Raw genomic sequence first — 14,640 nt, forward strand, 5'->3', positions numbered from 1 at the left:
GTCCCAAAAGAAAACGGCCCCGGGGGATGCCCGGGGCCGTTGTTTCTCTTTCTGGCCGATGCGCTTACTGGTCGAGGAAGCTGCGCATCTTGCGGCTGCGGCTCGGGTGCTTGAGCTTGCGCAGCGCCTTGGCCTCGATCTGGCGGATACGCTCGCGCGTCACCGAGAATTGCTGGCCGACTTCTTCCAGCGTGTGATCGGTGTTCATGCCGATGCCGAAGCGCATGCGCAGCACGCGCTCTTCACGCGGGGTGAGGCTCGCCAGGACGCGGGTGACCGTTTCCTTGAGGTTCGCCTGGATCGCTGCGTCGACCGGGATGATCGCGTTCTTGTCCTCGATGAAGTCGCCCAGGTGGCTGTCTTCCTCGTCGCCGATCGGCGTTTCGAGCGAGATCGGCTCCTTGGCAATCTTCATCACCTTGCGCACCTTCTCGAGCGGCATGCTCAGGCGCTCCGCCATCTCTTCCGGCGTGGGCTCGCGGCCCTGCTCGTGGAGGAACTGGCGGCTGGTGCGGACCAGCTTGTTGATCGTCTCGATCATGTGCACCGGAATACGGATGGTGCGCGCCTGATCGGCGATGCTGCGGGTGATCGCCTGGCGGATCCACCAGGTCGCATAGGTGCTGAACTTGTAGCCGCGGCGATATTCGAACTTATCGACCGCCTTCATCAGGCCGATATTGCCCTCCTGGATGAGATCCAGGAACTGCAGGCCGCGATTGGTGTACTTCTTGGCGATCGAGATCACGAGGCGGAGATTGGCCTCAACCATCTCCTTCTTCGCGATACGCGCCTCGCGCTCGCCCTTCTGCACCATGTTGACGATGCGGCGGAACTCGGTGAGCGTCATGCCCGTCGACTGGGCGATTTCGCTCATCTCGGTGCGGATGCGGTCGACCGCGCTGCCCTCGTTCTCGACGAAGGCCTTCCACTTCTTGTCGAGACCCACCACCGTCGGCAGCCAGTTCTCGTCGAGCTCGTGATCGACATAGCGATCCAGGAAGTCCTTGCGGCTGACCTTGTGGCGCTCGGCGAGACGCAGCATCTGGCCGCCCAGCGCGGTGAGGCGGCGGTTGAAGCTGTACAGCTGGTCAACGAGATACTCGATCTTCGCCTGGTGGAACTGGACGCTCTCCACCTCGGCGGTCAGCTCCTCGCGGAGCTTGTTGTACTTCTTTTCCTCGGAAGCCGGGAAATCCTCGCCGGCCGACATGGTGTCGAGCCGCTGCTGCTGGACCTTGCCGAACTTCTTGTAGATCGCCGTGATGTTGGCGAACTTCTCGAGCGCCTGCGGCTTGAGCTGCTCTTCCATCTGGGCGAGCGAGAGGGTGTTGTCCTCCTCCTCGTCGTCGGAGGGGCGGCGGGCGCGGCGCTCGGTCAGCTCGTCATCCTCGTCGGACGCGACTTCCTCGGGCTCTTCCTCTTCCTTGAAGGTCGGGCCGGTGCTCGATTCGCTGATCTCGCCATTATCGTCCTCGGCGCCCTCGACCTGCTCGGCCGACGGACCCTTGGAGAGCATGGCGTCGAGATCGAGGATCTCGCGCAGCTGCATCGTGCCTTCGTTGAGTGCGGTCGACCAGCCGATGATCGCGTTGAACGTGATCGGCGACTCGCAGAGCCCCAGGATCATCGTGTCGCGGCCGGCCTCGATACGCTTGGCGATGGCGATTTCGCCCTCGCGGCTGAGCAGCTCCACGGCGCCCATTTCGCGAAGATACATGCGCACCGGATCGTCGGTGCGATCGACGGTTTCCTTCTTCTTCGCGATCTCGAAGGCGGGCGCGGAGTCGTCGCTGGTGTCTGCGCTTTCCGAATCGTCCGCCGAATCGTCCTCGGATTCGGAGTCCTCGCCGGCGTCCTCGTTCTCGACGACGTTGATGCCCATGTCGTTGAGCGCGGCCATCACGTCCTCGATCTGCTCGGAGGACATCTGGTCCTGCGGCAGCATCTCGTTGAGCTGGTCGACGGTGATGTACCCGCGCTTTTTCGCACGCGCGACCAGCTTCTTGATCGAACCTTCGTTCAGATCGATCAGCGGCGCGTCACTCGTGTCTGCCGTGTCCGTGACGTCTGCCATGTTCGCCTTCGCCATCAAATCCCTCGAAACTCAGATGGCGGCAATTTTACACCGCCTCTATTCCTCAAAAACGCCGTCTTCCGCAAGCATCAGATTGGCAAGCCGTTCCTGAAGCTCCTGCCGTTGCCGCGAAAGCGCCACCTGGCGGGCGAACGCTTCCTCGGTGCCGTCGCGCATCAGCGCAGCAGTCGCCTCGGCGAGCGCCACATCGACGGCGGGCTGTGCCGCCATCACCGCGATCGCCTCGCCCAGATCCTCACGCGCCTTCGTCACGTCGGCTGCGGGCCGCGTGAAGGTGAAGGGGAGCGTGTCTGCGCGGAGCAACTCGCTTGCCACTGAATCGAAACCGGACGATGCCAATATGGTGAGGAAATCCGCGCTATCAAGCTGACGCGACGCCGGATTGGTGAGCGCCACCTCGACAACGGCTTCGAATAGCCGCCCGAGTGCGCCCGATGCACTACGCAGACTCCCCAATATCTCCATGTGGCGGGCGATCTCGACCGGGTGGCGGATCAGCCCGGCGAGCACCGCGCGTGCCAATATGGGATCGAGCCCGCTCGCCTGCACGCCCTTGATCAGGTGCGAGGGCGGGGCCTCGGGCGGCTGCCAGCCGCCGCGGGCGTTGCGGGTGCCGCGCTGCTGCTGGCGGGCAGGAGCGGGGCCGCGCTGGTCCTTGCGGAACTCTCGCGGGCCGCGGCCGAATTGCTGGTCGGCACGGGCACGAAATTCCGCGATATATTCGTGCTTTACATTCGGGTCTTGAATCTGCTCGGCAAGTTCGGAGAGGCGGCGCTTGAGGCCGGCGCGCTGCTCGGGCGTGTCGAGCGGACCGGCCGCGACTTCGCTCGTCCACAGCCGATCGACCAGCGGCTCGGGCTTGGCCAGCAGCGCCTCGAAGGCGGCCGGGCCCTGCGCGCGGACGAGATCGTCCGGATCGAGGCCCTGGGGGAGGGTGACGAAGGCGAGGCTGCGGCCAGGGGCCAGCATCGGCAGCGCTCGGTGGGCGGCGCGGAGCGCGGCCTTCTGCCCGGCGCTGTCGCCATCGAAGCAGAGCAGGGGGACTTCGGACAGCCGCCACAGCCGCTCGAGCTGGTGTTCGGTCAGCGCGGTGCCGAGCGGGGCGACGACTTCGCCGAACCCGGCCTGGGCGAGCGCGATCACGTCCATATAGCCTTCGACCGCGATCACCCGATCGGCCTTGCGTGCGGCAGCCTGGGCGCGATCGAGATTGTAGAGCGTGCGGCCCTTGTCGAAGAGCGGTGTTTCCGGCGAGTTCAGATATTTGGGTTCGCCGTCACCGATGATGCGGCCGCCGAAAGCGATCGTCCGGCCGCGCACGTCGCGGATCGGGATCATCAGCCGGCCGCGGAAGCGGTCATACGGCTCCTTGCCCTCGACGGCGATCAGCATGCCGGATTCGACCAGCATGGGATCGCCATAGGATTTCAGCGCATCCTTGAGCTTGCCGCGCGAATCGGGGGCGAAGCCCAGGCCGAAGCTGCGCGCAATCTCCGGCGTGATGCCGCGGCGCTGGAGCACGGCGCGGGCCTCGGCACCTTCGATGCCGTTCAGCCGCTCCGTGAACCACGCGGCTGCCTCGCCCATCAGCTCGTGCAGGCCCTTGGCGCGCTCGGCCTTTTCGGCGGCGCGGCGGTCCTGCTCGGGCATGTCGAGCCCCGCGGCCTGGGCGAGTTCCTTCACTGCATCGATGAAGGGCAAGCCGCGCTGGTCGGTCATCCAGCGGATCGCATCGCCATGCGCGCCGCAGCCGAAGCAATGGTAGAAGCCCTTGTCGTCGTTGACGTAGAAGCTGGGGGTCTTCTCGTTGTGGAACGGGCAGCAGGCGCGGAATTCCTTGCCGGCACGCTGCAGCTTCACCGACTTGGCGATGAGGGTGGACAGCGTCGTGCGGGCGCGGAGCTCGTCGAGAAAGGCGGGGGTGAGGGACATGGGTTAAGCGCTCCCCCTCCCGCGAGCGGGAGGGGGCTGTGGGGTGGGCCCCCGCTCACCACTGGGCACGGCGGCGGAAAGGATCGCCTGCAACACGCCCTCCATATTCGAGGTCAAATCATTGTTCCAAAAGCGAAGGACGCGATAACCCTCGGCCTCGATCCGCCGTGTGCGTTCAGCATCGGCTGTGGTCATCTCGGCATGCTGGCTGCCATCCAGTTCCACCACCAGCTTCGCCTTCCGACACGCGAAATCTGCGAAGTGCCCCGCGATCGGCATTTGTCGGCTGAACTTCAGCCCCGCCAGCTGAGACTTCCGCAGCTTCGACCACAGCAGCTCTTCCGCTGCCGTAGGATCGTTTCGCAGTTCGCGTGCCCGCCGCGTCGGCCTGTCCAGCCGGAAGCGGGGGCCCACCCCCCGGCCCCCTCCCGCGTGCGGGAGGGGGAGCGCAGAGCGGTCCCCGTCGTCCATCTTACGAAAGCGCCGCCTTCACCAGCGTGCTCGCCTTGCTCATGTCGAGCTGCGCGGCATGCCGCGCCTTCAGTTCGGCCATCACCCGGCCCATGTCCTTCATGCCGCCCGCGCCCAGCTCGGCCTTGATCGCCTCGATCGCCGCCGTGGTCTCGGCTTCGCTCATCTGCGTCGGCAGGAAACGCTCGATCACCACCACCTCGGCGGCCTCGGCGTCGGCGAGTTCCTGGCGATTGCCCTTCACATACATGTCGATCGATTCGCGGCGCTGCTTGACCATCTTCTGCAGCACCTCGACGACCAGCACATCGTCGTCCTCGGGCGCCTTGCCGGTGCGGGCTTCGATGTCGCGGTTCTTGATCGCGCTCTGGATCAGGCGGATCGTGGCGGTCGACGCCTTGTCGCCGCCCTTCATGGCAGTAACCAGCGCAGCCTTGATGTCGTCGCGAATCATCGTTTCTCTCGATCTTTTTACGGTAAGCCGGGAACCATAGCGGACCTGCAAAAAACTTAACAGATTGACGCACCCGGCCATGGGGTCTAGCGGGCGGCCCTTAGCAACATCGCAAACCCAAAGCAGGAGTGCCCGCCCCAAATGGCCGACGCCAAACCCTTGTCCATGCCCGTTGGAGCCACGGGCGTTCTGGTTCTGGCGAGCGGCGAGATATTGTGGGGTCGAGGATTCGGTGCCGAAGGCGATGCCGTCGGCGAGGTGTGCTTCCACACCGCGATGACCGGCTATCAGGAGATCATGACCGACCCGAGCTTCGCCGGTCAGATCATCAACTTCACCTTCCCGCACATCGGCAATGTCGGCGCCAACGCCGACGACATCGAGGCCGATGATCCGCATGCGCTGGGCATGATCGTCCGCGAGGACGTGACCGAGCCGTCGAACTTCCGCAGCACCGAGCATCTCGATGCCTGGATGGCGAAGCACCAGCGGATCGGCCTGTCGGGCATCGACACCCGCGCGCTCACCCGCCGCATCCGCGTGGGCGGCGCGCCGAACGGCGTGATCGCGCATTCGAAGTCGGGCAATTTCGACATCGACGCACTGCTGGAGAAGGCGCGCGCCTGGCCGGGGCTGGAGGGCATGGACCTCGCCGTCACCGTCTCGTGCGAGACGCATTTCGGCTGGGAAGGCGGCGTGTGGAAGCTCGGCGCCGGCTATGACACCAGCCGCCCCGCAAACAAGCGCCCGCAGGTCGTCGCGATCGACTATGGTTCGAAGCGCAACATCTTCCGCAACCTGGTGCAGGCCGGCGCGGACGTGACCGTGCTCCCCGCCACCGCGACCTTCGAGCAGGTGATGGCGTTCAACCCGGACGGCTTCTTCCTCTCCAACGGCCCGGGCGATCCCGCAGCGACCGGCGAATACGCCGTGCCGGTGATCCGCCAGCTGCTGGAAACCGGCAAGCCGCTGTTCGGCATCTGCCTCGGCCACCAGCTGCTCGGCCTCGCAGTGGGCGCGCAGACCACCAAGATGTTCCAGGGCCATCGCGGCGCCAACCATCCGGTCAAGCGGCTGGAAGATGGCGCGGTGGAGATCACCAGCATGAACCACGGCTTCGCCGTCGAGCGCGAGAGCCTGCCGGCAAACGCCCGCGAGACCCATGTGTCGCTGTTCGACGGCTCCAATGCCGGCATCGAGCTCACCGACCGCCCGGCGTTCAGCGTGCAGTATCACCCGGAGGCCAGCCCCGGCCCGCAGGACAGCCTCTATCTGTTCGAGCGGTTCGTGGGGATGATGGCGTGAACCTCCCCCCGTTCGATCCGGCCCGCTTCGAAGAGGAGTGGGCGGCCGACAGGGACGTTTTCGAGAATCTCGCTGCCAATGGCGACAACGCCGCCGTCGCGCGGCCGATCGATGTGAGCTTCAAGGGCTCGGCGGACGCACTCGCCGCGTTGGAAGATGCGGCCGAGGAGCTGGGCTTCACCGTGCTCGGCGACGAGACGTCCAAGGGCGGCGCGCGCTGGCTCTTCCTGGAGCGCAGCCAGCCGACCGACGAGACGTCGATCCGTGCCCTGACCGAACTTTGTCTGCGCATAGAAGCGCATTTCGGCCTCGAATATGATGGCTGGGGATGCGTCGCTGAAACTGGAATGAAACACTGATGCCCAAGCGTACCGACATCTCGTCCATCCTCGTCATCGGCGCAGGCCCGATCGTCATCGGTCAGGCGTGCGAGTTCGATTATTCGGGCACGCAGGCGATCAAGGCGCTCAAGGAAGAGGGCTACCGCATCGTCCTGGTCAATTCGAACCCGGCGACGATCATGACCGATCCCGAGCTGGCCGACGCGACCTATATCGAGCCGATCACGCCCGCGGTCGTCGCCAAGATCATCGAGAAGGAGCGGCCCGACGCCGTCCTGCCGACGATGGGCGGCCAGACCGCGCTCAACACCGCGCTGGCGCTGTTCCGCGACGGCACGCTGGAGAAGTTCGGCGTCACGATGATCGGCGCCGATGCCGATGCGATCGACAAGGCCGAGGACCGGCTGAAGTTCAAGGACGCGATGACCAAGATCGGGCTCGAAAGCGCCCGGTCGGCGATCGCCCACACCGAGGCCGAGGCGCTCGCCGGGCTCGATTATGTCGGGCTGCCGGCGATCATCCGCCCCAGCTTCACCATGGGCGGATCGGGCGGCGGCATCGCCTACAATCGCGAGGAGTTCATCGCGATCGTGCGCTCGGGCCTCGACCTGTCGCCGACCACCGAGGTGCTGATCGAGGAATCGCTGCTCGGCTGGAAGGAATATGAGATGGAGGTCGTCCGGGATCGGAACGACAATGCCATCATCGTCTGCTCGATCGAGAATATCGATCCGATGGGCACGCACACCGGCGATTCGATCACCGTCGCGCCGGCGCTGACGCTGACCGACAAGGAATACCAGATCATGCGCAACGCATCGATCGCGTGTCTCCGGGAGATCGGCGTCGAGACCGGCGGTTCCAACGTGCAGTTCGCGGTCAATCCGAAGGACGGCCGCCTGATCGTGATCGAGATGAACCCGCGCGTCAGCCGCTCCTCGGCGCTGGCCTCCAAGGCGACCGGCTTCCCGATCGCCAAGGTCGCGGCCAAGCTGGCGGTGGGCTACACGCTCGACGAGATCGACAACGACATCACCGGCGCCACCCCGGCGAGCTTCGAGCCGACGATCGATTACGTCGTCACCAAGATCCCGCGCTTCGCCTTCGAGAAGTTCAAGGGCGCCGAAGCAGTGCTGGGCACGGCGATGAAGTCGGTCGGCGAAGTGATGGCGATCGGCCGCTCGATCCACGAATCGCTGCAGAAGGCGCTGCGCGGGCTGGAAACCGGCCTCAGCGGCTTCAACGATGTCGACCGGCTGGTCGGCGCGCCGCGCGACGTGATCGAGGCGGCGCTGACCGTCCGCTCGCCCGACCGGCTGCTGATCGCGGCGCAGGCGATGCGCGAGGGCTTCAGCGTCAAGGACGTCCAGCGCTTCACCAGCTACGACCCCTGGTTCCTCGAGCGGATCGCCGAGATCCTCGACGCCGAGAAGGACGTCGCTACCAACGGCCTGCCGCAGGACGCGGCCGGCATGCGCCGCCTGAAGGCGATGGGCTTCAGCGACAAGCGGCTGGCCTATCTGGCGCTCAAGTCGGTCAACCTGCGCGCGGGCAGCGAAGTCATGGCGCGCAGCTCGGGGCTGATCGGCGAGGTGGCCAACGCCATCTCCGGGGGCGTGACTGAGGCCGAGGTGCGCAAGCTGCGCCACCGCCTGGGCGTGCGGCCCGTCTTCAAGCGGATCGACACCTGCGCGGCCGAGTTCGAGGCGAAGACGCCCTACATGTACTCGACCTATGAGGCGCCCAGCTTCGGCGAGCCCGAGAACGAGGCCGAGCCGAGCGACCGCCGCAAGGTGGTGATCCTCGGTGGCGGCCCGAACCGGATCGGGCAGGGGATCGAGTTCGACTATTGCTGCTGCCACGCCTGCTTCGCGCTGGCGGATGCGGGCTATGAGACGATCATGGTCAACTGCAACCCGGAAACGGTGAGCACCGACTATGACACCTCGGACCGGCTCTATTTCGAGCCGCTGACCGCCGAGGACGTGCTCGAGATCCTCGAGGTCGAAAAGTCGAAGGGCGAGCTGGTCGGCGTGATCGTCCAGTTCGGCGGCCAGACCCCGCTCAACCTCGCCAAGGCGCTGGAGGATGCGGGCATCCCGATCCTCGGCACCAGCCCCGATGCGATCGACCTTGCCGAGGACCGCGAGCGCTTCGCCGACCTGGTCGCCAAGCTGGGCCTCAAGCAGCCGATGAACGGCATCGCGCGCAGCCGCGACGAGGCGGTGCGCGTGGCCGAGCGGATCGGCTACCCCGTGCTGATGCGGCCGAGCTATGTGCTGGGCGGCCGGGCGATGGAGATCGTCGACAGCCTCCAGCAGCTCGACGACTATATCCAGACCGCGGTGCAGGTCTCGGGCGATTCGCCGGTGCTGATCGATCAGTATCTGCGCGACGCCATCGAGGTGGACGTGGACGCGATCGCCGACGGCACCGATGTGGTGGTGGCGGGCGTGCTCCAGCATATCGAGGAAGCCGGCGTCCATTCGGGCGACAGCGCCTGCTCGATCCCGCCCTATAGCCTGCCCGCCGAGATCATCGCCGAGATCGAGCGCCAGACCGTGGCGCTGGCGCGGGCGCTCAAGGTGAAGGGCCTGATGAACATCCAGTTCGCGGTCAAGGACGGCGAGGTCTACCTGATCGAGGTGAACCCGCGCGCCAGCCGCACGGTGCCGTTCGTCGCCAAGGCGATCGGGGCGCCGATCGCCAAGATCGCCAGCCGCGTGATGGCGGGCGAGAAGCTGGCGAACCTGCCCAAGATCGACCGCGACATCGATTATATCGCGGTGAAGGAAGCGGTGTTCCCCTGGGCGCGCTTCCCCGGCGTCGATCCCGTGCTCTCGCCCGAGATGAAGTCGACCGGCGAAGTGATGGGCATCGACAAGGACTTTGCGACCGCCTTCGCCAAGTCGCAGCTCGGCGCCGGCACGGTGTTGCCCGACGGCGGCACGGTGTTCGTCAGCGTCAAGCAGGGCGACAAGGCCGTGGTGCTGCCCGGCGTCAAGATCCTGGCCGATCTCGGCTTCAAGATCATCGCGACCAGCGGCACGGCCGAGTTCCTTGCCGCCGAGGGCATCGCGGTGGAGACGGTGAACAAGGTGGCCCAGGGCCGTCCGCACATCGTCGACCGCATCCAGGACGGCGACGTCGCGCTGATCTTCAACACCACCGAAGGCTGGCAGTCGCTGAAGGACTCGATGAGCATCCGCGCCTCGGCGCTGGCGCAGAAGGTGCCCTATTTCACCACTGCGCCGGGCAGCGTAGCGGCGGCACGGGCGATCGCGGCGATGGCCGAGCGGCCTTTCGAGGTGCAGCCGATCCAGGCGTATTTCGCCTCGCGGGGGTAATCTGCCGTTGGGGAGGGGGCTGCGTTCCCCTCCCGCTTGCGGGAGGGGCGAAAGCTTTGGGTGGACGGCAATTTATTGCATTTCCTCCCCCCGCCTTGATGTTTTTCGTCCCGCATCTTAATATTCGCGTTCGCACAATGGATTTCCCCAACCGATGTAAGTGTGCGGACGTCGCTTTCGGGCGACGGTCGGTCCCGGGGGCGTATTGAAGGACAAGGGCGTTATGGCGACCGTCGAGAAGATGCCGATGCTGGCGGAAGGCTATCAGAAGCTCAACGAAGAGTTGAAGCGGCTGAAAGCCGAGCGGCCGTTGATCGTGGACGCGATCGAGGAAGCGCGTGCGCACGGCGATCTCTCCGAAAACGCCGAATATCATGCCGCCAAGGAGCGGCAGGGCCAGGTCGAGGCCACGATCAACGACATCGAGGACAAGCTCAGCCGCGCGCAGATCATCGACCCCAAGGAGCTTTCGGGCGACAAGGTCGTGTTCGGCGCGACCGTGACGCTGCTCGACGAGGACGACAAGCCGGTCACCTACCAGATCGTCGGCCAGACCGAGGCGGATGCCAGCAAGGGCCGTATCTCGTACAATTCGCCGATCGGCCGCGCGCTGATCGGCCGCAAGGTCGACGAAGAGGTCGAGGTGTCGGTACCGGCGGGCGACCGCTATTATCTGGTCTCCAAGGTCGAATTCATCTGAGGCCTGCCATGCCGAAGTTCAGCGCCACGACGGTGATCGTCGCCGTCACGGTGGCGGTGAGCCTGATCGCCAATTTTGCGCCCAATGCGGTGCAGATCCAATATGCGGCGGGGTTCATTCCGGCGCGGCTTTCGGGTGGTCTGATCCTGTCCGGGCCGGTGGTGCCGGTGTGGCTGACCCCGCTCAGCTCCGCGCTGATCCACGGTGGCCTCGCCCATCTCGGCATGAACATGCTGATGCTGGCCTTTACGGGCCGTGAGGCCGAGCGCGCGATCGGCATCAAGGGGCTGGTGACGCTCTACCTGATCGGCGCCTATGCCGCGTGTGGCGCGCAGTGGCTGGCGGACCCGATGTCGACCGCGCCGATGATCGGCGCGAGCGGCGCGAGCTCGGCGGTGGTCGGCGCCTATTCGCTGCTCTACGGCCGCCAGCGCGCCAAGGCGATCGGGCCGATCCCGGCGCAGGTCGTCCACGTCGCCTGGCTCGCGGCCGCCTGGGTGGGCGTCAACCTGCTGATGGGTTTCGCCTTCCTTCAGGGCGGCGTGACCGTCGCGATCTGGGCGCATATCGGCGGCTTCCTGATCGGCCTGGCGCTGGCCCGGCCGATGCTGCTTTGGCGCTGGCGCCACGCCTGAGGACCCCGCCCGCGATCGGGCGGGATCCCCATCCTCTCAAGCCTTCCGCAGCGCGATGTGCCGGTCGATCACATGGCCGAGCACGGTCATCGGCACGTTGCCGCCCAGCAGCAGCGCGTCGTTGAAGGCGCGGAAGTCGAACTTGTCGCCGAGTTCGCCCTTCGCCTTGGTCCGCAGGCGGTTGATCGCGGTGTGGCCCACCTTGTAGCCGCACGCCTGGCCCGGCCACGAGCAATAGCGATCGACTTCGCCCTGCACCTCGTCCTCGGACGAGCCGTTCGCCTCGACGAACCAGCGGATCGCCTGTTCGCGGGTCCAGCGCTTGGCGTGGAGCCCGCTGTCCACCACCAGCCGGCAGGCGCGGAAGCCGAGCGACTGGAGATAGCCCAGCCTTGCCGCCGGGTTCTCGGCATAGACGCCCAGTTCGTCGCCCAGCTGCTCGGCATAGAGCGCCCAGCCTTCCGAATAGGCGTTGAATTGCAGCAGCGAGCGGATGAGCGGCATCTTGAAGGTATATTCGCCCTGCCAGGCATGGCCGGGGATTGCCTCGTGATAGGCGAGGTCGGGCAGGCTGAACCGCGTCCAGATGCCGGTAGAGCGCAGATTGACCCATAGCCGCCCGGGCACCTTGCCGTCGATCGTGCCGGGGCCGCCATAGGCGCCGGCCGCGCCTTCTTCCTCGACGATCGGGATCCGCTTCACCTCGACATTGCCGGGGACCAGCGTGTGGAAGGCCTGGGGCATGCGGGTGCGCATGTCGTCGATGCTCTTCTGGAGGATCTGGATGATCTCGGCGCGGCCCGCGTCATTCTCGGGGAAGGCGAAGCGCTTGTCGGTGGCGAGCCCGCGCATCCGTGCGCCGACCGAGCCTTGCGTATAGCCGAGCGTCTTGAGGATCGTGTCCATCTCGGCCTGGAGCTCGGCGAGCTGCGCCTTGCCCATCGCATGCACCTCGTCCGGCGACATGGTCGTGGTCGTGCCGGCGCTCAGCGCCCAGGCATAATAGGCGTCGCCGTCCTTGAACTTCCACACGCCGGCGTCGGAGGTAGCGCGAGCGCGCTGCTTCTCCAGCTCGGCGATCTGGCGGTCTAGGGCAGGGCCGACCTGCTCGGCGGCGATCCTGGTCGCGCGCGCGTCATAGTCGCCCGGCATCGTCGCGGTCCGCTTGGCGAGCGAGGTCACCACGTCCCACTTGGCCGGATCGCCGCTGCGGGCGAGGCGGATCTGCTTGAGGCATTTGTCGAGCAGGAAGTCGGGCGCGATCACGCCGACGCTCGCTGCCTGCTGGAGCCGCACCGTCTCGCCGTCGAGCGCGCCGGCATAGGCGACAAGCCGGTCGCAATAGGCATCGGCATCGTCGCGCGTGGCGATCTGGTGATCGCTGTCGAGCGTCTTGGGCACGTCGATATAGGCGCCGACATTCTGGATCACGACATAGGGCGTGTTGCGCCAGCTCCCCACCGCGACATCGCCATACGGGAAGGCCATGCCCTTCAGGCCGTTTTCATAGGCGGTCTGGATCACGTCGAGATGGACGCGCATCTCGGGGCTGACCGCATTCACGTCTATCCGCGCGATGTCGGCGAGCGTTGCCTTGAGGTGTGCGGCCATCTTGGCGACGCCCGCGGGTGTGCGGTCGCCGAGCTTGTGCTTGAGCGCGGCGCGTGCGCCCTTGTCGATGCCGAGGCTGGACGCGCCTTCGGGGTTGAGCACCAGCAGCGCCTCGGCAGTACGATCGATCAACGCCTGGGCCTGGGCTTCGGCCGGGCTGGCGGCAAGCGCGGGGTGTGCGGCGGCGGAAGTGGCCAGCAGGGCGCTCGATCCGAGCAGCACGTCGCGACGGGTAGTACGCATGGTTTCGACCTCGATTGTTTTCAGTCTTGGGGAGGAGAGGAAAGCGGCGCGACACGGAGCGTCGCGCCGGTGGCGCCGGTGATCCGCACGCAGGCACCGACGGGGGCATCGGGACCGCGGGCCGGCCATTCGCCGTCGCCGACGCGCACGCGGCCTCCATGGTCGCTCACCGGCTCGACGACGGTGACGACCTCGCCGACCAGCCGGGCGACGCGATCGTTGAGCAGCGGATCGGCGCTCTGCACCGGGAAGTCGTGATACCAGCGCCGGCCGATCAGCACGGCGACGGCCGACCAGCCGGCAAAGCCAAGCAACTGCCCGGCAAGCGGCAGGTCCGGGAACAGCAATGCCAGCCCGCCCATGATCGCGGCGGCGGCGGCGAGGAACACCAGGAACACGCCCGGCACCACCAGTTCGGCGATCCCCAGCGCGACCGCGGCGATCAGCCAGAGCAGGGGCGGGTGCTGCAGCCAGTCCAACGCTGCGATCAATCCTGCTGGTCGAAGGGACCCGGACGGCGGGCCGGCGGTGCGGGCGGGGCGGGGGGCTTGGGCGCACCGCCGGACAGCGCGTCCCGGGCCAGCTCGCCGATGCCGCCCAGGGTGCCGATCAGCTGCGTCGCCTCGACCGGGAACAGGATCGTCTTGGCATTGGGCGAGGTGGCGAACTTGCCGACCGCCTCGACGTACTTTTGCGCGATGAAATAGTTGAGCGAGGCGGCGCTGCCGGACTCGATCGCGTCGGAGACCAGCCGGGTCGCCTCCGCCTCCGCCTGGGCGGCGCGCTCGCGGGCCTCGGCGTCGCGGAAGGCGGATTCGCGGCGGCCCTCGGCCTCCAGGATCCGTGCCTGCTTCTGGCCCTCGGCGCGCAGGATCTCCGACTGGCGGCTGCCTTCGGCCTCAAGGATGTTGGCACGCTTCTCGCGCTCCGCCTTCATCTGGCGGCCCATCGCGTTGACGATGTCTGCGGGCGGGCGGATGTCCTTGATCTCGACGCGGGTGATCTTCACTCCCCAGGGCGTCGTCGCATGGTCGACCACCGAGAGCAGCCGAGCATTGATCTCGTCGCGCTTGGACAGGGTCTCGTCGAGGTCCATCGAGCCCATCACGGTGCGGAGGTTCGTCGTCGTCAGCTGGAGCAGCGCGACATACAGGTCGGACACTTCATAGGCGGCCTTGGCGGCGTCGAGCACCTGGAAGAACACCACCCCGTCGGTGGAGATCATCGCATTGTCCTTGGTGATGATTTCCTGGCCGGGAATGTCGATCACCTGCTCCATCATGTTCACCTTGCGACCGACACGATAGAAAAAGGCGGGGTAGAAGTTGAAGCCGGGCGCGGCGACGGTGGTGAAGCGGCCGAAATGCTCGATCGTGTACTGATAGCCCTGGGTCACGATCTTCACGCTGGCCAGCAGGTAGAACAGCACCAGCGCCACCAGCCCGGCCAGAAACACGAAAAGCACGTCCATACGCCCCGACTCCCCTCGCAATGGGGCCTAGT

At 66.3% G+C, this 14,640-nt stretch carries 12 protein-coding genes; 5 read left to right on the plus strand and 7 right to left on the minus strand.

What is annotated here, in order from left to right; genetic code table 11:
• Window positions 1–64: 64 nt before the first annotated feature.
• From rpoD to ACTJKY_RS13455, 4 genes are read right to left on the minus strand one after another with little or no spacing between them, the layout of a single operon-like run.
• Window positions 65–2,092: an RNA polymerase sigma factor RpoD gene (gene rpoD, locus ACTJKY_RS13440; protein ID WP_440846645.1), complete on the minus strand. Its 2,028-nt coding sequence runs from the start codon at window positions 2,090–2,092 to the stop codon at window positions 65–67.
• A gap of 42 nt (window positions 2,093–2,134) precedes the next feature.
• The gene (gene dnaG / locus ACTJKY_RS13445; protein WP_440846646.1) at window positions 2,135–4,030 is read right to left on the minus strand and encodes a DNA primase; all 1,896 of its coding nucleotides are present in this window, start codon (window positions 4,028–4,030) and stop codon (window positions 2,135–2,137) included.
• Between the two features lie 3 nt (window positions 4,031–4,033).
• Window positions 4,034–4,444 (minus strand): endonuclease domain-containing protein, encoded by a 411-nt coding sequence (locus ACTJKY_RS13450; protein ID WP_440846647.1) that lies wholly within the window; start codon window positions 4,442–4,444, stop codon window positions 4,034–4,036.
• A gap of 58 nt (window positions 4,445–4,502) precedes the next feature.
• Window positions 4,503–4,955 carry a GatB/YqeY domain-containing protein gene (locus tag ACTJKY_RS13455; protein WP_440846648.1) on the minus strand — a complete coding sequence of 151 codons (453 nt, stop codon included), beginning with the start codon at window positions 4,953–4,955 and terminating at the stop codon, window positions 4,503–4,505.
• A 141-nt stretch (window positions 4,956–5,096) separates the two neighbouring features.
• Here ACTJKY_RS13455 and carA point away from each other — a divergent pair, with 141 nt between their 5' ends.
• The 5 genes from carA to ACTJKY_RS13480 all read left to right on the plus strand — a co-directional run bounded on the left by carA (window position 5,097) and on the right by ACTJKY_RS13480 (window position 11,283).
• Window positions 5,097–6,260 (plus strand): glutamine-hydrolyzing carbamoyl-phosphate synthase small subunit, encoded by a 1,164-nt coding sequence (gene carA / locus ACTJKY_RS13460; protein ID WP_440846649.1) that lies wholly within the window; start codon window positions 5,097–5,099, stop codon window positions 6,258–6,260.
• A complete protein-coding gene (locus ACTJKY_RS13465) occupies window positions 6,257–6,619 on the plus strand; it encodes a ribonuclease E inhibitor RraB (RefSeq protein WP_440846650.1) in 363 nt (120 codons plus the stop codon). The genes carA and ACTJKY_RS13465 overlap by 4 nt, the downstream gene beginning before the upstream one ends.
• Window positions 6,619–9,948 carry a carbamoyl-phosphate synthase large subunit gene (gene carB, locus ACTJKY_RS13470; RefSeq protein ID WP_440846651.1) on the plus strand — a complete coding sequence of 1,110 codons (3,330 nt, stop codon included), beginning with the start codon at window positions 6,619–6,621 and terminating at the stop codon, window positions 9,946–9,948. Before ACTJKY_RS13465 ends, carB begins: the two co-directional genes overlap by 1 nt.
• Window positions 9,949–10,171: 223 nt before the next feature.
• On the plus strand, window positions 10,172–10,648 hold the full coding sequence (gene greA, locus ACTJKY_RS13475) for a transcription elongation factor GreA (RefSeq protein ID WP_440846652.1): 477 nt from the start codon (window positions 10,172–10,174) through the stop codon (window positions 10,646–10,648).
• Window positions 10,649–10,656: 8 nt separating this feature from the next.
• Complete coding sequence (locus tag ACTJKY_RS13480; protein WP_440846653.1) at window positions 10,657–11,283, plus strand: rhomboid family intramembrane serine protease; 627 nt, start codon at window positions 10,657–10,659, stop codon at window positions 11,281–11,283.
• A 36-nt stretch (window positions 11,284–11,319) separates the two neighbouring features.
• Here the strand turns inward: ACTJKY_RS13480 and ACTJKY_RS13485 are convergent, their stop codons facing one another.
• The 3 genes from ACTJKY_RS13485 to ACTJKY_RS13495 are packed head-to-tail and all read right to left on the minus strand — an operon-like array spanning window position 11,320 to window position 14,608.
• On the minus strand, window positions 11,320–13,137 hold the full coding sequence (locus tag ACTJKY_RS13485; RefSeq protein WP_440846654.1) for a DUF885 domain-containing protein: 1,818 nt from the start codon (window positions 13,135–13,137) through the stop codon (window positions 11,320–11,322).
• Between the two features lie 20 nt (window positions 13,138–13,157).
• Window positions 13,158–13,616 (minus strand): NfeD family protein, encoded by a 459-nt coding sequence (locus ACTJKY_RS13490; RefSeq protein ID WP_440846655.1) that lies wholly within the window; start codon window positions 13,614–13,616, stop codon window positions 13,158–13,160.
• An 8-nt stretch (window positions 13,617–13,624) separates the two neighbouring features.
• The gene (locus ACTJKY_RS13495) at window positions 13,625–14,608 is read right to left on the minus strand and encodes an SPFH domain-containing protein (RefSeq protein ID WP_121076855.1); all 984 of its coding nucleotides are present in this window, start codon (window positions 14,606–14,608) and stop codon (window positions 13,625–13,627) included.
• Window positions 14,609–14,640: the final 32 nt, after the last annotated feature.

The organism is Sphingomonas sp. 22176, assembly GCF_052045505.1.
In the GTDB taxonomy this organism is placed as follows: Bacteria; Pseudomonadota; Alphaproteobacteria; order Sphingomonadales; family Sphingomonadaceae; genus Sphingomonas.